This is a genomic window from Oceanobacillus limi (genome assembly GCF_900111445.1).
Classification (GTDB): domain Bacteria; phylum Bacillota; class Bacilli; order Bacillales; family Amphibacillaceae; genus Ornithinibacillus; species Ornithinibacillus limi.
In genome coordinates, this window is record NZ_FOHE01000011.1 from 1 (window position 1) to 26,704 (window position 26,704).

Below are 26,704 nucleotides of genomic sequence, written 5' to 3' on the forward strand. Positions count from 1 at the left end.
CCCCCTTTCGTGTTATTACATGTGCGCTATACACACGTTAATTATTCGTTGACATCGTCAATCATTCGTTATATACTGAATGTAACAAAACTTTGCGAGGTGTTACGTTATGGGAAACGAAGTGTATCCGATAAAAGATAAACGCGATTTTAATAAAATCAAGCGCCAATTACACGGACGCAACCGCCTATTACTTACGCTAGGAACTGCGTTTGGACTCCGTATCTCCGACTTACTTACGTTAAAGGTCGGTGACTTGCGCGGTAAAGATGCGCTCACCTTAACGGAAAGTAAGCGTAAGAAAAAACGGACGATTACGTTTAGTAAGTCCGTTAAAAAAGAAATCGCAATATTGTCCGGTAAGGATAGCGACTATATTTTCGCTAGTCGGAAAGGTGATCGCCCCATATCCCGCGTGCAAGCATACCGCATATTAAATGACGCAGTAGCAAGCGCAGGACTTACGGATAAGCTCGGTACCATCGGAACCCATTCGCTACGTAAAACGTTCGGCTATCGCCTATACGAAAACGGCGTGAATATTACGCGTATCATGACGATCCTAGCGCACAGTTCCGAAAGAGAAACGCTGAAATATATCGGTGTGACAGCCGACGAAATATCGGAAGCATACGAAAGCATTGAGGTGTAACCCTTGTGCTAACACGAAGTATAACCGTCATAGAACGCATTTAGAGCGTCTCTGTGGCGTTTTTGTTTGCGCCGAGGGTTATCGTGCCTAAAACGGACAAAAACGTCTGTAATCGCCTTTATTTCGTTTATATTGCGTAGTTGTTTCGTAACCTATACATTTATTTCGTTTAACATCGTTTCTATTTCGTCTAATTTACTGTAGTAATAGCTTCTTATATGTTTAGGTAATTGCTTGACATATTCTTTTACGTTTATTAATCTAACCTTATCGTCGTACATTCTACCTCCTTGACGACCGCGTAAGTATACAATCGTAAGGGAACGACAATGCGGTAGGTATTTCTCTACTGTCGGGCAATCTCTATTATCGATAGTCCATTCGGAAAGTTTAACGTCTACCCAACGTTTGTATCGCATAATAATGTCCGGTCTAAGATTGCCGGGAGGCTTCTCGCCAAACTCGATTCGTAACTCTGCGAAAATGTCTTTTACCAAATCCTCAAGAATTATCCCATAATAAGACGCCATAGCGGTATCTGTACGAAAGTCATCGTAATTAAATCCGCACGCCTCGACCGCTTTCGAATACCCTCCGAAAAGAGCCGTACATCTTCTACGTAAGGCATCGTCTTGTACTCGTATAGCAGAATAATTTACAGGCAATCCTTCGCTATGTCTACGTATTATTTCGTTCATGACTGCGTCTTTATCTGGGTACTTCTTCGATCCTCTACCGATATAATCGCCTCCAACGCAAAAAGAGCCGAAGGCATATCGCCCCGACTCAAAGTGATTTTTTGATATCCGTATTTAAAATCCGCCTGACAAAGGTCGGATAGGCTTGACCCGCCGCCCCCTATTTTCGTCACCCATATCCGCATGTATTTTCATACAATCCGCTGAATACCGAATGTAACAAAAACGGATTATGTTACATTGACGTACGTCCTCGCGCCTTGCTACGCCTACACTCACGCACATACCTAGCGCACATTAACGTAACTTTCGTTTATGCATTCGCCTACATACCGCTATATCAACGTTTACCAATTCCTTCCGTTTATCATCCGATGTATAAAATCGTGCATATTCGGTATAATGTGCGGTGTATATTCGCCAAGGATTCCGTCAAAGTGATCGAGGGGTCACGCGCCAAAGCCTGTCGCCCGGTAATCTCGATAAATCTGCGTCCACTTGTCGCATTAACTCGCGCAATAATTCCGTAGAAATTCCGAGTATCTTCCCTATTATAATGTCCGCCAATAATTCCGTTGCGACTATTCCTCGGAATCTTTCCGTTTTCTAAACGCCTCTAACTCCGCTTTCATCGCATCAATGTCCGTAGAATCTCCGCTAGACTTCGTATTAATTTCGTGCTTCTCCGTCAATACTCCGTGTGCTTGCAGTAATGTACGGAACATAGCCGCATTACCATCGTTAATAATATGGTCGGGTATAGACGCCATTACTTCCGGTAATCTGTCGAGTGTATTGCGCATAATCGTACGCTTTAATTCCTCGTTGAATGTATCGTCGTTCTTCCACCGATATAATGTCGACCTATCTACGCCTACTTCCTCGGCTATTTGATCGTTAGTCATTCCGTTCATCTTCGGTTGTGCTAGTATCGTTATTGCTGCGATCTGCTTTTCGCTTAATCTCTTCGCCATATGTTCGTTCACCTCCGTATAATTCCGTTAAATAATTCCCGTATACTCTCCGCCAATACATAGCGCTTAAACGTTAAAGTCCGCGCTATAATATCGCCATACTCTGCGACTTCTCCCTTCGAATATCCGTATAGTTCCGCAAAAGGTGCGATATACTTACGTTCCTGTTCCGTCATAATAACGCCTCCGATTACGTATATGTGCGCATAAGTTACCGCTAGATACGGAAGTATCTCCGCCAAATGTACGGTTAGATATGATAATATCTGCGGCTACATTTGGCGGATTAACTTAGCGCCTATAAGTTGCGTCTTATAAAAAGATTAAAACCTTTGTAATCCGGGGAAAGTTCACCCCGTATTACTATCAATAGTTATCGAAGTTCTTTATTATCGGAAAAGAATCTCCGAAAATGTAATGATAGCGATGAGGGCGGTTTTCCCGAAATCGCAAGGTATTATCCTTCCTTGTTATTACTGACAAAGACTAAGATATAATTACGCTTTTTTCACGAACAAAAATCGCATATATCTCGATATATCTCCGTCATACTAACGTTTTCTCTTATTTACTCCGTTTTTATTTCGTTCGAATAAAGTCACACTTTTTGCCGTTTTGTTCGAATAAAGTCACACTTTTTACGCTTCCTTCGTATTAAACATCGCAATTAAGTCGTCAGATGGCTTCGTATCCTTCCGATAAAACACGTTCGGATTGAACGTATATTTCTCTTTACCTCCGACCTTAATCCGTGCAATCACGTATTCATCACCGAATTTCATCTTCGGCAACCTACGTCCTAATGTCGCTGGATCAACGCCGATTGCTTCCGCTAAACTTTTCCGATTGAACCACCGAATCTTATTCGGATCATCTTCGTAAGGATTGTCGCACAACGCGTTTAGGTCGTAGTGTACATACGGAAGCATTCGGTACATCAATCCGATGTCTGCCGCTTTTACTTCGCGATACACATGCTTCACTTTCGTTGTATATGCCTTAACTACGTAAGGGTCGGTAAATGCGCCTCGGAAATGGTACCGTTGATTGACGAAATGCTCTCCGTCTTTCTCCGTAATAATGTCGTTCCTTTTACACGCCGATAAAAATTCGCTGAATGTGCTTTTCTTGCGCGCTAGTCCGAGTTCTTTCCGCATGTCTGCGTAACTCATCGCGGATTTATCCGAATTAACCAATCGTCCTGTTACGTAATCTACCGAGCATTGTAAGCGCATGAGATACCCGCATTGTGCGGTAGTTAGTGCGTCATATACTTCGTGTATGTTTCGCATCCTAGTCGCGGTAAAGCTAGGCTGGCGACCTCGGCGCCATTTCTCCGCCGCTTGTTCGCGTTTATAGGCTTCGGTTTGTTCGTAACTGATTACGCGATGTGTCGTAGCTGGTGCGGATATACGCGCTTCACCGTTTTCGTCTGTATAAGAAAAAACACCGTCAAAATAACGGTGTTCATCGGTTTTACTCTTATTCATCGGATTCCTCCGTCTCTATTATTCGTTGCATATTTCCGTAATATATTCATTATTTCAAGCGAGTCACACCCACGGATAATGGACGTGTCGAGAAATTGTACGTACGCCTCGTCGTCTTGTCCGTGACCACAACACGCGTTCATAACGCCAGGTAACGTTCCTAAACATGCGTCATGCCCTTCGGTTGTTGCGTGTTTGTGGCAGTGTCCGCACGCTCTTTGTTGCCATGTTTCTTCCGTAGGTTCTTTTGTATCTACGTAAACCCATTCTCCGTTCACTTGTTCGATTTCATGACCGCGTAAATAAGACTTCGCCACTAGTCCGTCACCACCAATACGCGAGCAGGTCCGTGAATAAACGTTGTATATCCACTTATTCCTTCCGGCAATAACTCGCCACGAATATCTGGTTTAATCTCCGCTTTCCTTACGCCTTCCCTTTTCGCCAACTCTTCCGTCAATTCTTCCGTTGTTGCGTTAGATAACGGCTTAACCGTCAGATCGTCGTGTTGTTGCGCTAAGTTTTGGTGCGCGTCGAACAACTTTCCAAACTCTTCGTCTTGGCGATCTCGTTCCGCCTCCAACTCTCGTAGCGTTTGTGTAGCCTTCTTCGCCTCACGTTGGATCGCCTTTAATCCCGTTAAGGCATCCGAGCAATCTACGTCCACCTTGATCGATATGTTTCCGACATTGCTTTCGTTTCCTTCCTTTAATTCGCGCGACTGTTTGTCCGCCATTTACATCGTCCTCCTTCTCATAATAAAAACGCCTGCCACGTAGGACAGACGATTGTAAAAGTATTCCTATAACGTATAGGTACAAAATCACGTAAAATATACCATTTTACGTTAAATTTCTCGCAAATTATACGTAATCACCGGCTGAACCTTAGTAAACTCTCTATACGACATGAATCTACGTTCCCTGCTACGGACGGTCTTACTAGTTTTTGGTCGGTGGTCTTTACCGTCAACCCCAACCTCTTCCGCCCATTTAATCGACGCCACTTCGCGATCTCTCCGCTCTTGTTGGTCGTCACTCATTATCGGATACTCGTTATTGCGCATCTTCATTCGGTCTTTATCCGCAATCTCATCGTCCAGTATTAACGTAGCTAACCGGTCTAATGCGCCACTCTCCGGACGCTCTCCCGTCTGCCTAACGTACTCATCCGTATAATATTGAACCGCCCATATACGCTGATTACGACTCATCCCCGATTTATTTTCGTACAAGCCGTCGATAATCTCGTTTAATTTCGCTTTGTAGTCGCCTTTGAAGTCGATATTCATTCCGTTTCCGCCTCTCCGTAAGTTAATCGATACCCTTCGTCATGCCTCGCCCAATACTCGAACACTTCCGCAATATTTAATAACGCTCGGTCTATTAGCGTGGAAACGTTCTTTTGCGCAATCCCTAACGCCTCTCCCGTCTGTTCCTGCGTCCAATCTTCGATAAATACGTAATGCAAGGCGCTTTTCTGGCGCCATGTAAGACGTGCTTTATCGATGGCGTGCGCTAGGTCTGCGAGTATGACAATCGCGTCTGTATCGCCGTCATATTGCCGTTTGACTAGCGCATGATAGTCGGATAAGAGTAGGCGGACGCCTTCCGGACTATCTAGCGCATAGGTTTCGTCTAGTTTTCGTTCCTTTTCGTGTATATCGATGGATACTGCGCCCATTACTTCGCCTCCATTCCGTTCGAACCCTTAAAAACTCCCTCGCACCTTTCACAGTAATACCATGACAACTTTATTTCCTTCCACTCAGTTTTATGTGCCTCAGATAGAGAAATATACTCCCCGCAATGGCTACAAGGTACTAAATCTTCACTAGATTTCATTCAACTCAACCTCCTTGAAGCTGTATTTTACTCGTAGTAGGGATCGCTATAATCGGTAATAATTCGGCCGCCACAAGTACAATCTAATCTAATCACTTTCCAGTCCTTTTTCATCTCAGCAACTGGTTCTTTTCCGCACTTATCGCATTTCATCGGAAACATTAACTTTTTCTTTTTAGTCACTTATTTTGACACTCCTTCATCAATATCGCGTCTATCTTCCACTTTACAGACAAGGATTAAATCGTTCTCCCTTACGTAAATCTCCGAGTCGCATTCGTTGTCAGTTATCATATAATCATAATCAAACGAATCCGGGTCGCGGGCAATATCGCATATATTCGTTACTTCCCACAATCCAAGCAATCCTCGGTCTTTAGTTCGTACTACGTCTCCAACGCTATATTTACTCATTCCATCACCTCCACACCGACTAATTCGTACACAACCTTTGTAAAGTCGCTGATCTCTCCGCGAGGTGTCGGATACAGTACATGATGCGGAATGCCCGGCGTTTCAACTAACGCCTCATACCGTTCTTCTTCCCACGTTACCGCCAAGTGATTAGCAACCTCGTCCGTATAAGGCATAACATTTAGCGACGAGAATTGGAGATGATCGTCATAGTCGTTTTGTACGAAAAACGCTCCGTATGACTTCCGAGATAGTACGTCACAGTGGACGACAATAGCGTTCATACCTCGAATCATTACGTTAAACAAAAGGAACGGCAACGCACGGTCACTTAATTCCTCGCAAGTATAGACGTACCATGACGGCTTATAATCGAATGGCGAGTGCTTTATACGATCCCGTTGCCATGCTGCGATAGTCATTCCGCCAGTTCCGGCGCAAGGCTCGTAATGGCTCCCGTCATATTCTTCGCCAGTTAATTCGGTGATTAACGTATTGACACTACGGGGAGTAAAGTCTTGCTTTTTCTTCTTTCGGTCAGCGTGTTCGTCTTGAAAGTAATCCGTGAACCAATCGTAGGATACGTCATAATCGAATATTTCGAGGAACTTCTTAAACACGGACTCTCTACGTTCCTTATCGTGTAATATCTCCATGATTTTCGTAGGTGCCTCGTATGAATCGTTAATACCGAGGATTCCGTTTACTTGTTCCGTTATATTCCCGCTCAATAAACCACGTCCTTTCGTATTTATACATGTGCGCTACACACTCGCATATTTATCGTTACATTTCCGTTGCATTTACCGTTTATATCGTTTATAATTCGGTTATACTACTCGTACAACCATCGCAAAGGAGGCGTCCTATATGCCGAAAAAATCCGCTAAACAATCGGAATCATTCCGTTGGATTACGTCCGAACCCGACCGTGATCCGTTTATATCCGTAGATGCACAACGTCGCCTATACTTTAACGCCAAAGCGCGCAGTCTAGTCGGCTCTGATACGGTGCAAATCGGATATGACATCGCTAATAAGCGAATTATCGTAGGTGCTGCGGATGTGGTTCGCCCAGCAAACGTCAAGCCACATAAGATCGATAAACGCGGTTATGCGTCAGCACGTCCGTTAATCAATTCCGTTGGCTTGTCGGATGCTGACTTACCACTCCGATATAATTACGTAGGTCGCGATTTCTCCGAATACCCTGACGGAGCATATGCGTTTCAGCTTATGGATGACGCTAGAGCAGGCGAAGACGGTTCGTTATAGGTACGGTAATAACCGCTCGCCTAACGCCTCGATAACGTTCACAGTGACGGCATTTCCGCTCATACGGTAGAGTTGCGAGTTACTGATGCCTGCTTCCGTTAGTTTTTCGAATACCTCGTCGGGAAACGATTGAAGTCGTAGACATTCTTTTGGCGTAAGTTTGCGTATGCGATATTTTGGCGGAGTGCCTTCCGCTATACCGTGCCGATCTTGTGCCGTAAGGGTGAACGATTCTTCTCCGTCGTCTTTAAATCTGCGCCCGTTTTGGCGCTTGTTTTCGCGGTCAGGCGTAAGAACGGGGCGGACTTCTTCTCCGACAAATGGGCGTGATTGACCGCATAGTCCTTTGTGATATGAGGCGGTTAATGTACTGGATAATCCGTCCTCCCGTACTTTGGTCGCGCCCTCATTCATACCGGCGTCTAACGATTGTTGTTCCGCAATCTTAGGCTCGCGATGACCTCCGCCCATTGTCGTAAGGGTTGGTGATACACCTTCCGCCGAGTAGACTCGGCGGATTGCGTCGTGACCTTTTAGGTCGATATGTCCGACCATTTGAGGTTCTATCATATGAGGACGTCTATTACGATTCTTCGCTACATCTGCCGGACCAATACCTTTCGTAAAGTTAGCGTCAATACACGGAGATATGTTTTCGCCCGTACATATCGTACTTAACTTTCCGTCTTTACCGATCCCACTACCTTCGTTTAGCTGCGATATCAACTTCGCCGTCTTTTCCTCGCTCAAATAATACCGCTCGTCCACGTCCGTTTCGAGAATATCTCGTAATCTAGTAGTCACGGAATCTTGCGAAGGCCAGTCGAAATTGAACGTCTTTAAGTCATCATATTCGCTAATTCTTCGTTTACCTTTCGCCACTACGTTCGTGCCTTCGATAACCCACGGCTCGCGTTCGATTAGATCGTCTCTAATGCCTATCATAAAGAACCGCTCCCTATTCTGCGGTACACCGAAATATTTCGAGTTGAGTACGTTAAAATCGATAGTATAGCCGCACTCATTCGCTACTTTTACAATTGTATCTAGCGTCTTACCTTTATCGTGCCCAACAAGTCCCTTTACGTTTTCCATAAAGATAATCTTCGGTTTCTTTTCGGCAGCAATTCGCATAGCTTCGAAGTATAACGTACCTCTAACGTCATTAAATCCGCCTCGCTTCCCTGCAACGGAAAACGATTGACAAGGAGTTGTAAAGGATAATACGTCGTGGTCCGGCACATCTTCCGACTGCAACTCGAATACGTCGCCAGTTACCGTTGAATCGGGATGTAGCGTTTTGTACGCCATTTGTGCAAATTGCGTTTTTGCTTGAGGATCATATTCCGCAGCAAGCAGGCACTTACCGCCTAATCGTTCAAATCCGAATGAAACACCGCCAATCCCTGCGAACAACTCTACGAATGTAAATCTACTCAATCACTCGCCCTCCTTCGCCAAATGTTCGATAGCAAACTCGATATATTTCGCTGCCTTGCGTAAGTCCTCCGTAGGTTCTCCGTGCTTATACGGTGCCCTTGCGAGGTATTTCAGCGCATTACCTACGCAATAACTGACGTAACCATTGTCGTACCCTTTCGTTATTTCTTCGATAATTTCGATCGTCTCGAAGCGCCCATTCGTGTAATGTTGAGGTGAATTAATCGCGTCGGCTTCGGAATTTGATTCGTCGACAATTTCGCAGTAGCCGTCACTTACGAAGTAATTCTCGGTATCTCCGTTATTATTAACGATGTACTTGTGACTCCCCCACCTCCCAACGACATCAAACACCTCTCCGACCTTATCCGTATACCAACCGCGACCTTCCGTTATCCGTATCTTCATCCGCTAACCTCCTCGAATAATTTCGCCAGCCTTTCCGACTCTATTTCGTTATAAGCGCTAACTAGCGCACGCAACTCCGCCATATGAAAGTCCGCCAATCCGTCGCGTCCTTCCGCAATATTTCCGACAAGTCCTGCGAACAGCTTATCAGCTGGTAAGCCTTCCGCCACTTTCTCACGGAAATATTCCGCCTTGGCTTCAGGATTGAACGTCACTACTTCCGCCATATTACCGACCTACCTTCCGTAGCTTATCGTCGATTGCTTGCGTAACAACTTTCGTCAATTCTTCGGATAGTTCCGATACACCTTCGGTCGTTAGCGGTTGCGTGCGTTCGTCTATTGCGACGACATCATCGATAAGCATTTCAATTTTCTGCTCGATTTTCTCCGACCAATCGAACGACGTTTCGCGTAAGATTCCGAGTTCTGCGTTGATGCTTAGTACGTCGGATTGCGTCGCCCACAGACTTGGTGACGACTTAAACTCCGTATAATCATCCGCCCATGTGCGAATATCCTTCGCATTAGAGTCGGATTGCTCGGTTAGTTCCGCAATCTTGCGCTCGGCTTTCGCTAGGCGTCCGACTAAGTTTGCGATGATGTCGTCGGTAGATTGTGGCGAGGTAGATTCTAGCGGGACGAGTACGCGGTATTCTTCTTCCCAAAACCGTAAATAGTCGCCTCTTCCAGGCGTTTTGGTCGTTGACTCTACAGAGACTCTGTGAGTCATTTTTACGTCAAAAATATCGCCATTTCTATAACCGTACATCTTTAACGTGTGTTGAGGATTGATGATGATAACCTTCTCGCCAACCTCCGCACGCCTATCGACCATTTCGTAACGTACGTTGTTGTGGCGGATAATGTTCGTTGGGGATAGCGTTTTATAATTGCTTAAACTCGCATGACCTCGAGAGTATTTGCCAAGTATACATCCGACAGACACGTGATAAACCTCGTATATTCTATCGATAAATTCGAGTTGCTCGTTGCTTACGACGTAATCCCCAACGTCAGCCTTCCAATCAACCTCGACATACTCCCGTTCGATTCCGCCTAGTGACTCGTCTGCGATGTAGTGTCGTTTAACTTCGCTCATATTACCGCTCCCCTTTCGCCGTTAGGCTAATTTACTTCGTTTAATATTTCGATACTTACCGTCTGCCTTCCGAACTGTAACGCTTCCTCTCGCGTTTCTACAAGGAAATCAATACGCTTTCCTACGATAGAGCCTCCGATATCTAACGCCTTCGCTTCGTAGGTTGTTCCGTCACCTAACGTAATCCTAACCGTCGAATGTAACGGAATGATCGAAGGGTCTACCGCAATAATGCGATAACCTTCCGGTGTATATACGGTATTGCGTACGTCATATCCCGTGTAGGTAATTCCGCTACAACCTTCGCAGCGTGCCGTATAAGATGTCGCCTCTACTTCGAACGTTTCCGACTGTTCCTCGGAAGATAAAGCGCTAAGGTTATCGCCACTATCGTCCGTTGAAACTTCGCTTTCAATCGTTGGAATATCGCTATTAACCGTTTGAACATCGTCAATCACCTCCGGATTTTCCGACAAGAATACGCCGACTATGATCGGTAATAGCGTGATTTTCGTTATGAGTCCGATAGAATCATCCTTTCGCGTGCTTCGTTAATTCTTCGATACTTACCGGGAAATGTTCGACCGCTAACGCGTTGACCGCCTTTGCGTACGCTTGTATTTCCGCTTGTGCATCGTGTGCTAACCGTTGATTGACGAAGTGTGCGACCGACTGTAGGCTGGCCGTCCAGTACCAACGCACATACATTCCGTATGCCGGAAGGAATAGGCGCGCTTGTTCGGGAGCGATTCCTTGTTCTATCGCCTTTTCGTACATTGCCAAACCATCGTCTACATAACGCATTAATGCCCCCGTAAAGTGCTTTCCGTCTGAGTAATCGATTGGCTCTCCACTACCTTGCTTGCTGTTCGCTGGTTTGCTGCGCCATTCGTCATTGTCGGGAATATAAAACGTCGGCTCTTCGGTAACATATCGTCGCGATGATTCGTTCCATGCGTCCATCGTATGGTCGGAGCCTACTACGTACTTCCACCATTGCCTAGCGACCATTAACGGCGCATAGACCTCGAACTGTAACGTTGCATGGCGGAAAGGGGACGTATGCCCCTCTCGCGCCAAGAAACGGATTAACTTTTCGTCCTTTTCGTCGAGTTCAAACGATTCCTTGTCGTAGCTGACACGCGCTGCGTTTGCTACCGTTAAGTCCGAACCCATTACGTTGACTAGTCGGATATAACCTTGATCTAATACGGAGATAAATTCGTTTGATTTCGCCATCTATTCGACCTCCTTCAAGAAATTAACTGCGGATATTAACATCGCGCAACCAATTATGACCTTATCCGGCTCAACGCCGAGGCATAACGCGATAAACCAACCGAACCAAAATAACGCAAATAGTACGCTTAATACATTCATTCGCTCACCCCCGTTGAACCGTATCCTTTGTCGCCTCTATCCGACTCACCTAACTCGGAAACCTCCGTAAATTGTACGGAAGGTAATCGTTGTATGATCGCTTGTGCGATTTTTTCGCCTTTGCGGATAATATAGGCGCCTTGTCTGACCGCCTCATCGCAATCGATAAATTCGTTCTCTACCGTCCTTATCCGTTTAATGTTCGCTAATGACCGTAAATTTGCGCTAGGTTTATCGGTAATGTTATCGACAATCACGCCAATTTCGCCTCTATACGTCGAGTCAACCGTACCGAATTGCACGCGTAATTTCGTCTTTAGCGTAATACCGGATCGTGGGCGAATCTGCATTTCGTACCCTTCCGGCAACTCTACGGCAATTCCCGTCTTGACTAACGCTGTTCCGTTAGGTTCGATAATAACGTCCTCTACCGCAAATAGATCGAAGCCAGCGTCGCCGTCGTGCGCTTTGGTCGGGATAACTGCGTCCGAGTGTATGCGTTTAACTTTGACGTCGGCAGTTTTCGGAGAGTTGGCGAGGACTCCCGTAATGTATCCTCGGTTATATCCGTTGTCGAAGTCGGAAATGGGTTCGTCCCATATGAAGTCATGTCGATTATCCTCGGTAATTTCTGATACTAGCTTCGCTAAATTATAACCCATCACTCCGCCTCCTCTAACGTGCCGTCCGCAGCAAACTCGAACCCATTCCGTTTAGCTATCGCCTCTACTTCGCTATAATCCGGATCATCTGCTGACGCCACCATTTCGAGTAGTGTGCGGATGTCATTCCGTTTGTTATCGTTCATATAACCGCCCCCTATTTATATAATCGATATGAACGGACTGTTGGCGAAACTAACGCCAACTTAGTTCGTCCGCATGTTGCGCCAATTCACCTCGGAAGTTCTTCGTTAAGTGAACCACCTTTACGTACGGCTCACTTTCGAAGTGACGCAGGTATGGCATAAAACCGCTTTTTTCCGGTTTCTTTAAGTCGATCTGTCCGTCATGTCCGATTAAGATAACGCGGGAACTATCGTGAATTCTCGTCAAGACCTTCTTCAATTCTCCGCGCGTCATATTCTGTCCCTCATCGATAATGACCGTTGAATCCTTGATATTGCTACCGCGTAAGAACGTGTGCGACTTTGCCGTAATCCACGCCTTATCATTGATAATGTCCGGATTATTTTCCGACTTAATGGCGAATCTAGGGTCGACGCCTATCTCGTTTAAAGCGTCTAGTAGTGGCGTGGTGTACTTCGACTCCTTTTCCTCGACTGTACCCGGCGTATATCCGATGGAACCTTCCTCGACTGGCGAAAACGTATAAATTAACGGCTTTCCGATAACGTGAGCGCAGGCGACGGCAAGAGTTGTCTTGCCCGTGCCAGCCTTCGCATTCACGATCGTAAATTGATTATCGAATATAGAGTCGACATACTCGCGTTGTTCGTCGGTTAATTTCGGTGCAAATCCGTGTAATAGGTTTCCGTCAGGTAATGGCATAAGCTACCGGCTCCCTTCGAAATAGAAATCGTCCGTTTGAATCGGTTCAACTAGCGCTTTTTTATACGAATTACCTTTCGTCGAGAAAAAGTCGTGCGATTTAGACTTCGTATCTAATCCGTTAATAATGATCGGATTAACCTCGTTAACTTCGTACTTTGCGTCAAATCCGAGATTATTCAACGCCTTATTTGCGTTATACTTAACGAACTCGATTACGTCCTGCTCTACGTCTAGTCCAGCGTATACATCGCGAGTATATTCGATTTCATTTTCGAGGAGTTCGTCGAATAACTCGTGTACGAACGTTTCTGCTTCCGCCTTGTCTACGTCGAGTTGTTGCGCCAATAATCCGACATATACTCCGTGGATGGACTCGTCACGGATTATGAGGTTGATAATCTCACCGCTATTAATCAACTTGCCTTGACCCGCCATATACAACGGATAGTAGAATCCGCTGTAAAATAGGAATGACTCGAGTGCAACCGACGCGACCATCGCTCGATATAGCGTCATGTTATACCCGCTTATCTCGTCATAATATCGTTTGATGATCGTTGCCTTACGTTGCAAATACGGATTATTCTCGACCCACTCGAATAGTGCGTCTATCTCTGCGCTAGTTGCGAGCGTTAGGAATATATTCGAATAGCTCCGGGCATGTATGAGGTTTTCCATTCCGCCCATGAACGTAAGTACCGCCTTCTGCTGGTGTGACGGAACATGTTCGGCTATACGCGCCATACCTACGTCGCCTTGTAACGTGTCAAGTAGCGTTAGTCCTGCGAGAACTTTCTTATACGTATCCTTTTCGGTGGCATCGAGTTGTTTCCACGTTAGGAGGTCGCCGGATAGCGATACTTCCTCGGGAAGCCAAAATTGGCGGAGGTTTTGTAACGCAAACATTTCGGAAAATTCGTCGTCCTTTGCGTTCCAATTAGCTGCGGTTAGGATAGTCGTTAAACTGTGCATGAAATACACTCCTCGTTCCCTGTGTCTTTTTGTCGGACGTAATATAATGTTTTTATCCCTTTATAGTGAGCGTACAGTTGAATCCTCGTTAATTCCCTCGTTGTCGTCGAATCCTTAACGAACACCGTAAATGATAATCCTTGATCGACATGGCGTTGAATCGTCGCAATTAAGTCGATAACCTTGTACATCGACATGTCGTACGCCTCTTTATAGAGGAACCACGTATTCGCCGATAATCCCGGCATTGGATAGTACGTCTTGCTATCGCCATACACGCGATCCTCAATTCGTTCCATAATCGGCATAACCGATGCTGTCGACGATTGGACGTAGCTTATCGAACCAGTTGGAGCTATCGCTAGGCGGTAACTGTGATACAGTCCGTGTTCCCTTACGTCCTCCTTAAGTTGCTCCCAATCGTCGGATTTCGGAATAAAAATACCTTCGAACAATTCCGCAACCTTTTCCGACTTAATCTCGGCAGGATTTTCGATAAATTCGTCGAAGTAATCTCCGGTATGGTATCGGCTGCCTTCGAATCCTTTAAACGTTTCCCCACGTTCCTTCGCAATTTGATTCGACCGAATTAGCGACCAAAAATTAACCGTAGAGAAGAATACATCAGCAAACTCGATAGCCGTTTCGCTTTCGTACGGTATACCATTTTGCGCTAGAAATCCGTGAAGGTTCATTGCGCCAAGTCCTACGCTATGCATTTCCTCGTTTGCCTTGCGGACGGCTGGCGCATTAGCGATGTTGGTATCATCGGATATTTTCGTAAGTGCGTCCATTGCGAGTTTTACCGAGGATTCTATCGACTTATTACGCATAACCGATACGATGTTTAACGATCCGAGGTTGCATGATATATCTTGACCGAGGATATCTTCCTCGCCGTAGTCGGTGTACTCGGACACCTCGCTATACTGCAATATCTCCGAACATAGATTACTGAACGTCACTTTTCCGAGGTTATCAAGTGCGTGCGACTTATTTACGTTTCCTTCGAACATAATGTACGGATACCCGCTCTCGAGTTGAACGATTGCAATACGTTCTAATAGGTTGCGAGGATCAATACGCTCTTTCCGTATATCCGGGTTATTAATTAGCGAATCATATTCCGTATCATAGTCAATTTGGTCGAGATACTTTCCGGTAACTTGGTGTAAGTTATGCGGATAAAATAAGTACGCCGCTTTATTTTCGCGCGCTAGTTCGATAAACTTATCCGGAATAACTACGCCAATATTTAGCGTCTTAATACGTACGTCCTCATCTGCGCTTATTTTCTTCGTATCTAAGAAATCGTAAATGTCCGCATGGAATACGTTAAGGTAGACGGAACCACTTCCGTTACGCTGACCGGCTTGGTTAATATGGCGGAATGACTGGTCGAGGTTCTTCATTATCGGAACAACTCCGCTAGTTACGTTCTCGTAGCCCATTAACGATTCGCCTTTTGCGCGTGTTTTCGATAGGTTAATCGAAATACCTCCGCCTTTCTTCGATAGCTGACGGGCGGTCGAGTTCATCATGTTAATATCGTTCAGCGAGTCGCCACATTCGAGAAGGAAGCACGATACAAACTCGCCACGTCGCGCCTTACCTACGTTAAGGAACGTTGGAGTAGCCGGTTGATACTCTTGATTTATTAATAAATCTACGAATTGTAGCGCATACTCCACGTCACCGTTACCGAAGTATAAGGCGACTATGCTTACGCGATCCTCGTAACGTTCGAGAAATAGCGACTTGTCGTTCGTCTTAAGCGCATAGTTTTCGTAGAACTTTTTCGCCGACATGTACGAAGGAAATCGGAATTTGTACGAGTACGCTCGCTTATATACGCTTTTGATGTCGCCCATCGGATACTTGTCGGTCAACGTTTTGTCGTAATAGTTATAATCGATGAGGTATCCGATCTTTTCTTCGAGCGAATGGAACCATTTCATACGGTTGTTTATATGATCGATAAAGTATGCCCTGACCGCCTCTTTATCTTTATCAAAACGCAAAGTTCCTCGTTCGTCTCTCGTCATTATTTCGTTGTTTAGCACGATATGTGACTTCGTTATTTCTGCCAATTTATCCGCTCCTTTACGTATTCATAATCCTCGTCCGTCCCCCGCATTTCCACTTTCCGCAGTAAAGGAACCTCGCACACTTCCGCAATCAAGTCGCCAGCCTGTGCGAACTTAGCGCCCCAATTTCGATTGCCGAACGCAACCACTCCGGTCAGTAACCCCTCGTACTTATCGAGGAACTCGCGTACAGGCTGCGGAACCTCTCCGAAATTATATGTCGGAGTAAATAGCGTGAAAGGTTCGGAAGGCTCCGCATGTTCTACGGAAACCACCTCGTAACCTTCCGCCTTGAATCGTTCGGCAAACGCCTTTGTATTGCCGGTCATCGAGTAGTATACGATGGTGTTACCGCTCGACATTCGGGTTAACTCCGTAACATTCGAGGATTTGCTCCGTTTTCATAATTCCGCGTAATACATCGACCTTGTCCGCCCTTAATTCCGATTTACGTTCGTCTAGTTCGCGTTCCTTCCGCTCAATCTCCGCATATTCGCGCTTCTGATCGTCGTACATTTTCGTCAGTTGTTCGATAAAGCTACTCACTTTTGCGCCCGCCTAACGAGAATACTCCACCAATTACGAATAACCATGCGATAACATACGGTATAGTTGTCGCGGAGGTTATCGGAAATACTCCGGTAAGGACTCCGCCAGCTAGGAAAGCGATGATAAGTCCGAAAAAGTATCCGATGTACGCGAGTGCCGTTAGAACTAGCGGAACTAGGAATACGACGAGTAACACCATTCCGATAATTTTCGCTATGTCGTTTAATACGTCCATTTATTCGTCCTCCTTTCGGTATAAAAGAGTTTCTTTAACATCCTGCCAATATTCTTTACTTACGTCCTTGTAAGTCGTCTGATTACCAAAGTAACGTCGCCTTTCCGCGCCTACGAAAAACACGTAAAACGGATATGCGGGAATACACAGTAATAAAACGACTATCTTAATCAGTAATATTTTCATACAATCTCCCCTTTTCCGATTAAATAGACGATACCGACCGAAATCGCATCGGCTTCGTCCCCGCCTTTATTCAGCTTCATCCCGCTATCTCCGAAATATATCCGAACTGCCTCCGCAATCATCGCCTTATCGTTCCGTTTACCTGGCGAGTTGGTGATACGCCTCGCCCACGCCTTGACTGTCTGTATGTTGATATCAACAATCTCGAAGTCAGCGAGGGCGAATTCGGTCACACCATGCGCCTTAAATATCTGCTTCGTCGGAAGGTTAAAACGGACGATACCGGCTTCCCTCGGAATGATACGCTCGATGTCCGGATACTGTGCGATTACGTTCGTAATTCCTTCGTGTATCTGTCGCAAACGCTCTCCGTCAGACAGTTTCGCGTTGGACTTGATAAGTCCGTAGTCTGTCAGAGAGAGCGATCCGTCAGATACCGTTAGGATTGCGTAGCCTGACTTGGTGAGCGAGGTGTCTAGCGCAAGGTAGCGTTTAGTCATTGCACACCGCGCCGTTTCATTAAGTCGACCATATCGCGATGATTATGTTCGCTCCGTATTTCCTCAATCTCCGCAATAGCTTCCGCATAACTCCGTTTCTGCCACGCAGGTAAATTCGATTGTTGCGCCATATCCGCCTGCCTACGCAGATCAAACAGTTCGTCCTCCGTTAATGACTTCGCAATCACCGTTTTGTAATCGTTAAATTTCCAATCCGCTAAATCTAACGGAGGCGGATCGTTCTCCTTCGCACGTCTGACGGCATCGGCACACCTATCGCGCAAGTGTAATCGCTCGCCTTCCAACACGTATTTACCGAACGTTTTCAGTCGACTAAAGTCCTCGTTCCAACCGCGTCCGTACGTCAGCATATACGCAACGATTACGTAGTCAAAGTCGTACATATCGCTATAAGCCGTTGTTTGCGCTATATGACCGGCTTTCGGCGCATCTAGCGACTTAAACTTCGACCAATTCTGCTGTACCGACTTAATTTCGAGTCCGACTCGTAATTTCTCGCCATCGTCCGTAATGTATTCGAGAATACCGTCCGGCAATCCGAAATAGGCGAAGTGTTGTCCGTTGTGTTCGATTTCGTGCATCTTTTTGTCAAAGTGTTCATATCTCGGATTGCCGTTCGCATGACGTTCGAACTTGAATCGCGGAGGCTTACCGGTTAGCTTTTCGAAATGGCGTTCGGCTAATAAGATTTCGCGCTGCAAGTAATCGCCAATCTGCGAACCAAGTCCGATCCAATCGCGCTGATTCTCGGTAAACTTCGCAGGGTCACGTTTGGACTTACGCGCCTTTTCGTAAAGCTCGCGGTCACTGTAGCCTGCGCTAGATGGTCCGAAGTGCGGGCGCTTTATTCCGTCGGGGTTACGGTTGAAATCGAAGTAACCCCATCGCGATTGTTCGCGTAACACCTTCGCATACCTTTCGTGAATATCTGCGTCCATATTATCGTCGTATGGCTGATTGTAACGGTGGAACTCCGACATGAATTCGTGAAAATCTTTCGCTATTTTATCCGCTAGTTGTTGCGACAATTAATCTCCTCCTTATTTTACGCCCTTACAAACGGGAAGTGTGCGCCATTTACAACAAGACTTGTTACGCTGTAATAATAACCGCCGTTACCTGCGTCTGTAGTTGCGTTAGCTTCAATGATGGGGTTTTGATTGTGGAATATAGTGATAGTGTTTTCCGATACTGTTGTATCATCATCAGGAACGTCTTTTTGTTCATCTACGTTAATATCAGTTATTACGGCATCCAAAGGAATTTCGCCGTCGGTGAGACTGAAAGTTCCTCCTCCACCGGCGCAACAATCCCATTCACTGCACTCTATCGTTAACTTAACGCCATTTTCGAGATGTACTTCATCATCGGTTACCGAGATTACTCTTTTATATAGGATCATTTCTCTTATTTCCTCTAAACTACTATAATCAACGTCGTACATCTAATCGATCCCCTTTCGTTATTTATTCGAAAACCATTCGTCCGGCGAATATTCTTCCATCCACCGAGGTTCGATTACCGTATCGCAATCTAACGGCAATACGAGGTTATACGTATTTTTCATAATGTCGTCGAGCAACTCTGCTGATTCTTTCGTGACTTGTTCGTTAGGTACCGCAAATTTCAATTCATCATGCAAGGTTAGCGAGAACTCCCATCCGCGACCTAACGTACATTCGTAGTAAGCGCGAATCATGCACATTTGCAAGATATTAGCGCCCGAACCTTGTATCGTATGGTTGAACGCTGCCCGCTCACATCCGCCGGTAAATCGCATTAAGTCCCAAAACTCGCCGACTAAATCGGAATCCTTACTGCCTTTTCTACGTAACCTATTCGCTTTCTTACCGAGTTCCGGATCGTTCTTATCCGAAATCCCTGCGAGTTTCATTAGCGTACACAGTCGCTTATATTTCTCGACATATCCGGGGAATCTCCGTTTCTGTCCGAATATAGTTGCCGTCCAACCGTGCTTGCGTAAATGTTCGAATGTAGCTTCGACCATCCCCTTAAATCCCGGAAGGATTTCGTCGAATTTGTCGTAAGCTACTTGTGCTTGTTCTTCGCCAACTCCGAAAGGGATAACGCCTTTATAGAACATATCGAAAGCTTGTCCGTAACCTATCGCTAGAAACATTTGTTTCATCGCCTTACGGTACGCAGGAACCGCTTTGTCCGTACCCTTTACCGACTTGTAGTACGCCTCGGTACATACCTCTTTCGGAACATCGAACAATATCGCAGCAAACTCGACGTATGGATCGAGACCTTTCCGATACATTTCGGCGAATATCTCATCGTCAAACTCGGTCGCCATACGGTGCGCTTGAATCCTCGGCTCAATCGAAGATAAGTCGGAACCAAAGAACGTGTGATATTTCGGAGGTTCGAACGCCATTCGCACTTTTTGTCCCTCTTCGGTGCGTGACGGGATGTTCTGTAGATTCGTCCCCTTCTTCGATTTTTTCTCCGCTTCAACAAGTACCGCCATGTGATCGAGAAAATTATTATCATCGATATTATTGCGCCAAAGTTCGTTAGGCTTTCCGGTATATCCTTTTGAGCCATACCGACCGGTTGATACCGTGCTTAGGCTCGTGTGTACTCTGCCGTCATAATCGAACGCCTTCGGTATCTTTTTGATGAAAGTACCTAATAGAGTTGACAACTTCGAGTATTCGGATAGCGGTTTTAACGACTCCTCCTCCTTAAAGTACAGTTCGAGAACGTCCTTACTTGTTGAGCGCTCTTTCTTCTTATCGAATAGTTTCGTTTTATCCTCGATCTTAAGAACGTCGTATATTAGGTACGCTAGATGATCGTTAGAGTTAAGGTTAAATTCCTCGGTAAATATCGGAGCGTTATCGATAGTAGGTTCGTCTAATTCCGATAACTCACGTTCATATTTTTCGAGCATATCTCTTTCATTCTGGTACGACTTTAAGTGCGTTTTTGCTTCCGACTGTAACTCTGCGATTTTACTACGCTTCTTTTCGATCTGTTCCTTTTTGCGTACAATTCGCTTCCGTTGAGATTCGCACCACTTATCGATCTTATTTGCGTTAATTTTACGATCCATCTTACGTAAGAACTCGTCATTAATCCCGTACGTTTCCGTGATTGCGTTGATTGCTTCCTGTAATTTCGGCTCATATTCGGCTTCTAGTTCCGCAAGTCTTTCCGTATTGACTACGAACCCAGTTCGCTCGATAGTCGTATTTACCTCGTAAAGATATTGGCGAATCTCAAAGTACGGTTTATATAGATCATCCTTTGCGAGCATCATTTCGATTTGCCACTTCGTTAATAGCCAGCCTTTTTCTACGTCCTTTATCGCATATATGCCGACAACTTCCGGAGGGTAGACCATTGGCGACCCATTTCCGAATAAATCCTCGAATGTATAGTCGTCTAGGTGTTCCGTACCTATCAGCGATTTGTATTTCGTCGTCAACGGTTTTAGTCCGTTTGATTCTTCGTGTTCATTAAGGATAAATTGCGCATCCAACGAATCATATCGAAACCCTTTCGGATTCATTCCGTCGTTTAGAAACATCGAGTAGTCAAACGGCGTATTATGAAACGCTTTGGCTTGCGATGGATGTTCGATAAACTTTCGTATTGCACCTAGCGCAGCCGACCGAGAACATTGCGGATCATCCGTTAAGTGTCCGTAAGCTACGTAATAACCTTCGTTCAATATCGGAAGCCAAAACGAATAACCGCCGGACATGTCGATCATCGTATCTGTTCCGGAAGTCTCCGTATCCCATTCGGTGAATGACGTTATCTCCGGCAAATCAACGCCTCTTGACGTTAGTTTCTTGCGGATATGAGTATCGTTGAATAGCCGGAATACTTTACGAAACCAATCGTCGTCTTGTTGTTGTCGGACTTCTTGACGCAACCTTTCGACCATAGCCGGCAAGTCGGAGTCGTCGGTAATGACGAAGTAATTGCTCGGTTTATTTGCGAGCGTATCTTGCATACGTTCCTCGCGCATAACCCGTTTATTTTCTTCATCCACTTGTCGCCCCATCTGAACGGCTTCAATCTTCGAAAACTTACCGTCTTTTAGTCGTCCGATATTTCCGTCATTAAACGCCTGCTGCGCCAACTTTACGAGGCGTCGGTCTTTATCCGATAGTTTCATCGATAATATCCGCGCCCACGCCTCGTCCATCGTCTCGTTAGCGCTGGCCTTCCGTTTTTCTGCGTCCTTTATGCGAGATTTAGCGTCAGTAGATTCGGTTGCTTTCGGATTGAGCGATAGCTTAATTTCCGTCAATAGGACGGTACCTCCTTTCGCGTTGTGGCTTCGTTATAGTGCGAAGCACCTCCGCGTTAGCGGTCGAAACGTTGTTCAACTGGCGTGATTAGTTCGTATCGTTGCGAATATACTTTCCCGTTAGCTAATACGCGATGATTCCCTGTTATACTCATTTCCTCGACCAACTCTCCGATTGTTCCGACTTCATGCCCTCCGAAGGCTGCGATAGTAACGCGAACAATATCGCCTACCTTATACTCGTTAGGCTTACGCCCTAAAGCACTCCACTTTTCCGCTTCCTTTTGCTCGGCAAGTTTGCGTTTGGCTTCCGCAACTTCTTCGTCGGTTGCTTTGGTTAGCGCGTCTTCTTTAGCGTTCGGATTGCCGTCGTAGTCACCGCCGTCAAGTTCTTCGACTCGATACCACTTAAATGACGATCCCCAAACGTCCACAATTTTTACGATGTCGCCTACTGGTGTACCGCCCTTTCCGCCGAAGCAATTATCGTTATTGTGCTCAACAACCTTCGCATAATCTCCGACTTTAAGCGCAGGCTTTTCCGCCTTTTTAGGGCGCTCAATGATTTCGAATTCTTCGCGGAAAATGTTTTCGTCGTTTTCTTTTACCTTGACATACGAACGATGCGAAAACGTCTTATGATGGACGCTATCAACCGTAAAAATGTCGCCTTCCTCGTAATCGCCGACGCTAAGAATGTGAACGTCAACAATCCGAATCTTATCGCCAACTTGCGGATCGCCCTCGATTACTTGCGTAGGCGTGTCCGAAGTCTTTGCGTATATTTCGAAAGTTTCGTAAGAAACTGCGACATTTTCTCCGCCACCATCAGCGATAAATCTCGGGTCGCCGTCTGAATCAATTTCGATAATCTCGTAATACTTTCCGACTGTAATGTCGTCATCGTCCGTCTCCGTAAACTTCACGTAATCGCCCACTTTCGGCTTACGGTCGACCTTAACGAAACCTTCCGCCTGCTTTCCGCTCTCTATCGCAGACACCCGCGTCTCTAAATCGCCTACGCGTTCGGTCAGCGTCGGTGCGGAGGATTTGCGGAATACTACAAATTTATCTAGCGCTGAACGTTTACTGCTCACGTCGTCTACAATCGCTCTATCCCCGTATCCGTCCTCCGTATTAACTTCGTAATAAAAACCTTTTCTCGCGTCAATAGTCCCGTTAGATAGAACGATATCTCCCATTTCCGCTCTTTCATCAACCTTCGTATATTCCGCACCAGCATACGCAATCTTCGTAACCTCTCCGCCAACCATATCAATTACTTCTACGCCTTGTAACTTCGCCATATTATTCCGCCCCCATTTCGATATTTTCGAACTCATCGATATCGACGTCAAACTTCGATGTCAGCCGTACTAAACATCCGACACTACATACGGTAATGTCGTGTTCTTGCGAATACCAAACCTCGGAACCTTCGAGGATCTCGTCTAGGCAATGCGCACAATCTCCGACTACCTTGCGCGTATCCTCGGGTAATTTCGTTTTCCATTCGTCATAATTTCGAATAGTCATGCGGTAACACTCGCAATCTCATCCGTTAAGGTTCCTCGGTCAAGTGCGATAGGTAACTCGACCCAACGCTTAACTGCCGACTGTTCGGACGCCCAATATTCGCCCTTTTCTTCGTTTTCGAAGTAAAATACGCGAGGCGTTTCGCCGTCCTCCGCCAAGACGCCAATGATATAATCCGCGTCGGATTTCGAGTACGGCTGCCCCTTTCCGTTCTTAGCGTAGACGACTAATTCGTTATTGCGGTCGCCGCGTATGCGAATCGTCTTGCATTGGAACGTATGCCATTCGCCAGTTAATCGATCCCTTGCGATAAAGTCGTACACTTCCGCTGTTTCCGTTTCTGCGACCTGCCATCCGCCGGCTATTAGCGCCGCTTTTGCGATAACTTGCGAGTAGATCCCCGTCTGTTCTGATATATGTGCTATGTTAACCGTCCCCTTTCGTTGTACAATCGTTAATCACTCGGACAAACTACCGCTCAATCAGAACGGTAACTTATCCTCGCTGATTTCTCCGTCCTCTACCGCCTCAACTCCGTCATTGTCACCGCTATTGTCCGCCTCTTTCTTCGGCTGTAATCCGATAAGGCTAACGTCAAAGCCTACAGACTGTAACGCCTCAATCATTTCGTCCTCGTCCTTTTCGAACAAGATTCCGTCGAACAACGCCATATCGAATGATTCCGGAGCCTTATCGAAGTTAGCGCGTTGCTTGTCGGTCAAGTCCTCGTCCATATCGAGTACCGGCGTTAAGCTTACCGTTGTATTTGTTCCGCTGCCTTCCTTCGATAGTTCGAACGCAATCTTGCCGATTTTCTTTTCGTACTTCTTAATCGAGCCATGGATCGCTTGCGCTTGCGGTTTAGATACGTCAATGATGATAGGCTCTCCGCTATCTAAATCGAAGAATCCCATTGCAAAGCGTTGTTTAGCGCGATACTTACCGGCTTCCTGTCCGTGTTTGTCCGAAAAATCTTCCGATAAATCCTTGTGATATTTCCACGCCTTGTCAAACGCTGTGAGGTTATCGACCGGATACCCTTTCGCGGATTTCTTCGAAGGATTCTTCGCTACGAACGAGTTAAGTTGCTTATATATTCCGTAAGAAAAGAACGTGATTAAATCGGATGTACCTAATACTTTTACCGTGTAGGTTGTACCGGACTTAAACGGAGAAAACTCGGCATTGCTTCCGCCTCCGTTTGATTCTTCGTTTAATGCGTTTAGAGCGTCTGCTCCCGATTGATACTTCGACATTAAATCGCTCCCTTTCGTCCTATTATCGTTAATTATCGGACACTACTTTCGGCAAGGTTGCGAACCTACTTATCCGACATTGAGACGCATCTCTCCGTTCGATGTCCGAAAGGTTTACGTGTCCTATCGAGCAAACTGCGGAAACGGTGCGCACTCCCTAACGCTTTCAGTCGCGCCGATATTCGGAGGCACGGCTTACTCACGCTAGGCATTTCCGCATATATCCGCCCGTGACAGCGCACGACCGATAGTGTTCGCAGTCATACGCCATAACGGACGGGCGAGTGTTATATCACTCGCGCCAACGCGATAGCCTTACGCACCCTTTTACGCTTGACTGCGTGTTCTTCCGAAGGTAATTCGTTTAACCGCATTTCCAACGCCTTCATGCGTCCTTGTATCGCCAATTTCTTCGGAAGGCTACGCGTCTTTAACAAGCGCAACCTCAACTCGCCTATTTCGATTTCAATTTCGGCACGCAGGCGCTCGATATTGCGTAGTTCCTTCGCTTCATTTCGTTCAGCAATCGTCAACTCATTCGCAGCAAAACGACTTAGCTTGCGGTTAATTTCCGAGAATCCGTACGTCTTAGGGTCGACGATTGTGACGACAATGTCTTGCGTAATATCGGCGATTAAGCCTACGCCGTTCGATACGAACAATCGTCCCGGCTTTCCGTTGTCGTCGATAACTTCGGATACGAATACGGAAGTAGACGCCTTTTGCTTCGCCCAATTTTCGACGATTGATCGCTTAATACCGAATCTTTCGGTAGCGCGTAACTTCGCGTGATACTTGATAATCGGATTGTCTAGCGTAGTTTTCATCCGACACGCACCGCCTTTATCGTATCGATTGCGTAGTAATCTGCGAGGTCGTCGTCCGTAGGTATCGTACCTTCGTATACGACTTGCGGGTGATTCTTCGTTATATATTCGTCAATGTCGCGTTTAATTTTTTCTGAATCCGTCATTTTTATCGTCCTCTCTAGGTATATTTTCGTTTATATTTGCGTATCATTATATTAAGAAGAACGCGGAACACACGTAATAAGAACGTACGTTCCGGGTTGTCATTATACTATATTGCGTATAAAATATAGTAAGAAAGACACAGTTATCCACATAAATAATCGCGGTAATCGCCAAAACGGGCGCTATCGTAATTATGTTTAAGCTGGGCAAGCTTACGGGTAACTTTAGAGTGATGAACGTTTAGTTTCTTCGCGATGGCAGTCGGTCGAAACTTTCCTATCGTTTCATCTTTTAAGACCTCGTTAACGATGGCAGTCGTTAGGGGGTCTTTTATTTTGTCTGGATTTATAAGCGATTTGATAAGTTCGATTAATTCATCGCTTTTCGTAATATGTTCCGTATGATCTCCGTCTTCTACGCGATCTTGTTTAAGTAGTAAGTAATCTAACGTGGCAGCGTCAGATTCACCTTCCGAGTTAATGATATGCGTTTCGTATTTCTCTTTCGTTGCTCTGTTTCTCCGTAGTTCCAGTCGCTTAATCTTTAGTGAGCGACTTAATAGATGTTCAAAATTATCTTTGAAGCTATCGAGGCAGTTCATAAACACATCGTCATATCCTGCTAACAGATCGAATTTATCGATTCCGTTATGTTTGGCTACCGTTTCGGCGTTTTCTCGATAACTCGTCATTGCTTCGGTGTAGATCCTAGTGAATAATTCCTCCGTAGGATTTGACCTATACAAATCAGCTAAACTATTCAATTGACTTTTCATTCATTAATTCCTCCTTAGTGCTTGTACTATATTAGATGCACGTGAATTGTATTTCGCGCAAAAAATAGTAAATTTTTTATTTTATAAAAGTTCACCCGTAGGATGTATTTATACATTAACAATTTCTTTATT

At 45.6% G+C, this 26,704-nt stretch carries 37 protein-coding genes; 2 read left to right on the top strand and 35 right to left on the bottom strand.

What is annotated here, in order from left to right; translation table 11 throughout:
- Positions 1–109: 109 nt before the first annotated feature.
- Positions 110–652 carry a tyrosine-type recombinase/integrase gene (locus BMX40_RS12145; protein WP_090870280.1) on the top strand — a complete coding sequence of 181 codons (543 nt, stop codon included), beginning with the start codon at positions 110–112 and terminating at the stop codon, positions 650–652.
- A 152-nt stretch (positions 653–804) separates the two neighbouring features.
- Here BMX40_RS12145 and BMX40_RS12150 read toward each other — a convergent pair whose 3' ends face one another.
- The 10 genes from BMX40_RS12150 to BMX40_RS12190 all read right to left on the bottom strand — a co-directional run bounded on the left by BMX40_RS12150 (position 805) and on the right by BMX40_RS12190 (position 6,803).
- Entirely contained in the window at positions 805–1,350 is a 546-nt protein-coding gene (locus BMX40_RS12150) for a hypothetical protein (RefSeq protein WP_090870283.1), read from the bottom strand.
- A 581-nt stretch (positions 1,351–1,931) separates the two neighbouring features.
- Complete coding sequence (locus BMX40_RS12155) at positions 1,932–2,324, bottom strand: phBC6A51 family helix-turn-helix protein (protein WP_090870285.1); 393 nt, start codon at positions 2,322–2,324, stop codon at positions 1,932–1,934.
- 8 nt (positions 2,325–2,332) lie between these two features.
- Entirely contained in the window at positions 2,333–2,500 is a 168-nt protein-coding gene (locus BMX40_RS20295) for a hypothetical protein (protein ID WP_170840773.1), read from the bottom strand.
- Positions 2,501–2,962: 462 nt separating this feature from the next.
- A complete protein-coding gene (locus tag BMX40_RS12160) occupies positions 2,963–3,814 on the bottom strand; it encodes a hypothetical protein (protein ID WP_090870287.1) in 852 nt (283 codons plus the stop codon).
- Positions 3,811–4,131 (bottom strand): hypothetical protein, encoded by a 321-nt coding sequence (locus BMX40_RS12165; RefSeq protein WP_244513515.1) that lies wholly within the window; start codon positions 4,129–4,131, stop codon positions 3,811–3,813. The genes BMX40_RS12160 and BMX40_RS12165 overlap by 4 nt, the downstream gene beginning before the upstream one ends.
- Positions 4,131–4,550 carry a BC1881 family protein gene (locus BMX40_RS12170; protein WP_090870291.1) on the bottom strand — a complete coding sequence of 140 codons (420 nt, stop codon included), beginning with the start codon at positions 4,548–4,550 and terminating at the stop codon, positions 4,131–4,133. The genes BMX40_RS12165 and BMX40_RS12170 overlap by 1 nt, the downstream gene beginning before the upstream one ends.
- A gap of 111 nt (positions 4,551–4,661) precedes the next feature.
- Entirely contained in the window at positions 4,662–5,105 is a 444-nt protein-coding gene (locus BMX40_RS12175; protein WP_090870293.1) for a hypothetical protein, read from the bottom strand.
- Positions 5,102–5,497: a sigma factor-like helix-turn-helix DNA-binding protein gene (locus BMX40_RS12180; RefSeq protein WP_090870295.1), complete on the bottom strand. Its 396-nt coding sequence runs from the start codon at positions 5,495–5,497 to the stop codon at positions 5,102–5,104. Before BMX40_RS12180 ends, BMX40_RS12175 begins: the two co-directional genes overlap by 4 nt.
- A 344-nt stretch (positions 5,498–5,841) precedes the next feature.
- On the bottom strand, positions 5,842–6,072 hold the full coding sequence (locus BMX40_RS12185; RefSeq protein WP_090870297.1) for a hypothetical protein: 231 nt from the start codon (positions 6,070–6,072) through the stop codon (positions 5,842–5,844).
- Complete coding sequence (locus tag BMX40_RS12190; protein ID WP_244513517.1) at positions 6,069–6,803, bottom strand: N-6 DNA methylase; 735 nt, start codon at positions 6,801–6,803, stop codon at positions 6,069–6,071. The genes BMX40_RS12185 and BMX40_RS12190 overlap by 4 nt, the downstream gene beginning before the upstream one ends.
- Positions 6,804–6,942: 139 nt before the next feature.
- Between BMX40_RS12190 and BMX40_RS12195 the strand changes: the two genes are divergently transcribed.
- A complete protein-coding gene (locus BMX40_RS12195) occupies positions 6,943–7,347 on the top strand; it encodes a hypothetical protein (RefSeq protein ID WP_090870299.1) in 405 nt (134 codons plus the stop codon).
- Here the strand turns inward: BMX40_RS12195 and dcm are convergent.
- The 25 genes from dcm to BMX40_RS12315 all read right to left on the bottom strand — a co-directional run bounded on the left by dcm (position 7,342) and on the right by BMX40_RS12315 (position 26,572).
- Positions 7,342–8,787: a DNA (cytosine-5-)-methyltransferase gene (gene dcm, locus BMX40_RS12200; protein WP_090870301.1), complete on the bottom strand. Its 1,446-nt coding sequence runs from the start codon at positions 8,785–8,787 to the stop codon at positions 7,342–7,344. The two genes, BMX40_RS12195 and dcm, sit on opposite strands and share 6 nt — an antisense overlap.
- Positions 8,788–9,195: a DUF3310 domain-containing protein gene (locus tag BMX40_RS12205; RefSeq protein WP_090870303.1), complete on the bottom strand. Its 408-nt coding sequence runs from the start codon at positions 9,193–9,195 to the stop codon at positions 8,788–8,790. It lies immediately after the preceding gene.
- Complete coding sequence (locus BMX40_RS12210) at positions 9,192–9,422, bottom strand: hypothetical protein (protein ID WP_090870305.1); 231 nt, start codon at positions 9,420–9,422, stop codon at positions 9,192–9,194. The genes BMX40_RS12205 and BMX40_RS12210 overlap by 4 nt, the downstream gene beginning before the upstream one ends.
- A gap of 1 nt (position 9,423) precedes the next feature.
- On the bottom strand, positions 9,424–9,927 hold the full coding sequence (locus tag BMX40_RS20300) for a hypothetical protein (protein WP_170840774.1): 504 nt from the start codon (positions 9,925–9,927) through the stop codon (positions 9,424–9,426).
- Positions 9,928–10,322: 395 nt separating this feature from the next.
- Positions 10,323–10,772, bottom strand: coding sequence for a 3D domain-containing protein (locus BMX40_RS12220; protein ID WP_170840775.1), 450 nt, complete (start codon positions 10,770–10,772; stop codon positions 10,323–10,325).
- Positions 10,773–10,827: 55 nt separating this feature from the next.
- A complete protein-coding gene (thyX, locus tag BMX40_RS12225) occupies positions 10,828–11,535 on the bottom strand; it encodes an FAD-dependent thymidylate synthase (RefSeq protein WP_090870310.1) in 708 nt (235 codons plus the stop codon).
- The gene (locus BMX40_RS20305; protein ID WP_170840776.1) at positions 11,536–11,676 is read right to left on the bottom strand and encodes a hypothetical protein; all 141 of its coding nucleotides are present in this window, start codon (positions 11,674–11,676) and stop codon (positions 11,536–11,538) included. It abuts the gene before it with no gap.
- Positions 11,673–12,227 carry a dUTP diphosphatase gene (locus BMX40_RS12230; RefSeq protein WP_244513536.1) on the bottom strand — a complete coding sequence of 185 codons (555 nt, stop codon included), beginning with the start codon at positions 12,225–12,227 and terminating at the stop codon, positions 11,673–11,675. The genes BMX40_RS20305 and BMX40_RS12230 overlap by 4 nt, the downstream gene beginning before the upstream one ends.
- Positions 12,228–12,337: 110 nt before the next feature.
- Complete coding sequence (locus BMX40_RS20310) at positions 12,338–12,484, bottom strand: hypothetical protein (RefSeq protein WP_170840777.1); 147 nt, start codon at positions 12,482–12,484, stop codon at positions 12,338–12,340.
- Positions 12,485–12,533: 49 nt separating this feature from the next.
- Positions 12,534–13,187, bottom strand: coding sequence for a PhoH family protein (locus BMX40_RS12235; RefSeq protein ID WP_090870314.1), 654 nt, complete (start codon positions 13,185–13,187; stop codon positions 12,534–12,536).
- 3 nt (positions 13,188–13,190) lie between these two features.
- Positions 13,191–14,162, bottom strand: a complete 972-nt coding sequence (gene nrdF, locus BMX40_RS12240; protein ID WP_090870316.1) for a class 1b ribonucleoside-diphosphate reductase subunit beta — start codon at positions 14,160–14,162, stop codon at positions 13,191–13,193.
- Positions 14,150–16,243 carry a class 1b ribonucleoside-diphosphate reductase subunit alpha gene (gene nrdE / locus BMX40_RS12245; RefSeq protein WP_090870568.1) on the bottom strand — a complete coding sequence of 698 codons (2,094 nt, stop codon included), beginning with the start codon at positions 16,241–16,243 and terminating at the stop codon, positions 14,150–14,152. Before nrdE ends, nrdF begins: the two co-directional genes overlap by 13 nt.
- Positions 16,240–16,611: a class Ib ribonucleoside-diphosphate reductase assembly flavoprotein NrdI gene (gene nrdI, locus BMX40_RS12250; RefSeq protein ID WP_090870317.1), complete on the bottom strand. Its 372-nt coding sequence runs from the start codon at positions 16,609–16,611 to the stop codon at positions 16,240–16,242. The genes nrdE and nrdI overlap by 4 nt, the downstream gene beginning before the upstream one ends.
- Positions 16,598–16,795 carry a hypothetical protein gene (locus BMX40_RS12255; protein ID WP_090870319.1) on the bottom strand — a complete coding sequence of 66 codons (198 nt, stop codon included), beginning with the start codon at positions 16,793–16,795 and terminating at the stop codon, positions 16,598–16,600. Before BMX40_RS12255 ends, nrdI begins: the two co-directional genes overlap by 14 nt.
- On the bottom strand, positions 16,788–17,033 hold the full coding sequence (locus BMX40_RS12260; RefSeq protein WP_090870321.1) for a hypothetical protein: 246 nt from the start codon (positions 17,031–17,033) through the stop codon (positions 16,788–16,790). The genes BMX40_RS12255 and BMX40_RS12260 overlap by 8 nt, the downstream gene beginning before the upstream one ends.
- 182 nt (positions 17,034–17,215) lie before the next feature.
- Positions 17,216–17,719, bottom strand: coding sequence for a RuvC family protein (locus tag BMX40_RS12270; RefSeq protein WP_090870325.1), 504 nt, complete (start codon positions 17,717–17,719; stop codon positions 17,216–17,218).
- Positions 17,716–18,768, bottom strand: coding sequence for a hypothetical protein (locus BMX40_RS12275; protein ID WP_090870327.1), 1,053 nt, complete (start codon positions 18,766–18,768; stop codon positions 17,716–17,718). The genes BMX40_RS12270 and BMX40_RS12275 overlap by 4 nt, the downstream gene beginning before the upstream one ends.
- 17 nt (positions 18,769–18,785) lie before the next feature.
- On the bottom strand, positions 18,786–19,184 hold the full coding sequence (locus BMX40_RS12280) for a DUF7448 domain-containing protein (protein ID WP_090870329.1): 399 nt from the start codon (positions 19,182–19,184) through the stop codon (positions 18,786–18,788).
- Between the two features lie 18 nt (positions 19,185–19,202).
- Complete coding sequence (locus BMX40_RS12285; protein WP_244513518.1) at positions 19,203–21,926, bottom strand: DNA polymerase; 2,724 nt, start codon at positions 21,924–21,926, stop codon at positions 19,203–19,205.
- A 161-nt stretch (positions 21,927–22,087) separates the two neighbouring features.
- On the bottom strand, positions 22,088–23,338 hold the full coding sequence (locus BMX40_RS12290; RefSeq protein ID WP_090870331.1) for a hypothetical protein: 1,251 nt from the start codon (positions 23,336–23,338) through the stop codon (positions 22,088–22,090).
- Positions 23,339–23,563: 225 nt separating this feature from the next.
- On the bottom strand, positions 23,564–23,725 hold the full coding sequence (locus BMX40_RS20675; protein WP_244513519.1) for a hypothetical protein: 162 nt from the start codon (positions 23,723–23,725) through the stop codon (positions 23,564–23,566).
- Between the two features lie 324 nt (positions 23,726–24,049).
- Entirely contained in the window at positions 24,050–24,823 is a 774-nt protein-coding gene (locus tag BMX40_RS12305; RefSeq protein WP_090870337.1) for a hypothetical protein, read from the bottom strand.
- Between the two features lie 287 nt (positions 24,824–25,110).
- On the bottom strand, positions 25,111–25,650 hold the full coding sequence (locus BMX40_RS12310) for a hypothetical protein (protein WP_090870339.1): 540 nt from the start codon (positions 25,648–25,650) through the stop codon (positions 25,111–25,113).
- Positions 25,647–25,796 (bottom strand): hypothetical protein, encoded by a 150-nt coding sequence (locus BMX40_RS20315; protein ID WP_170840778.1) that lies wholly within the window; start codon positions 25,794–25,796, stop codon positions 25,647–25,649. The genes BMX40_RS12310 and BMX40_RS20315 overlap by 4 nt, the downstream gene beginning before the upstream one ends.
- A gap of 143 nt (positions 25,797–25,939) precedes the next feature.
- The gene (locus tag BMX40_RS12315; RefSeq protein ID WP_090870341.1) at positions 25,940–26,572 is read right to left on the bottom strand and encodes a hypothetical protein; all 633 of its coding nucleotides are present in this window, start codon (positions 26,570–26,572) and stop codon (positions 25,940–25,942) included.
- Between the last annotated feature and the right edge of the window lie 132 nt (positions 26,573–26,704).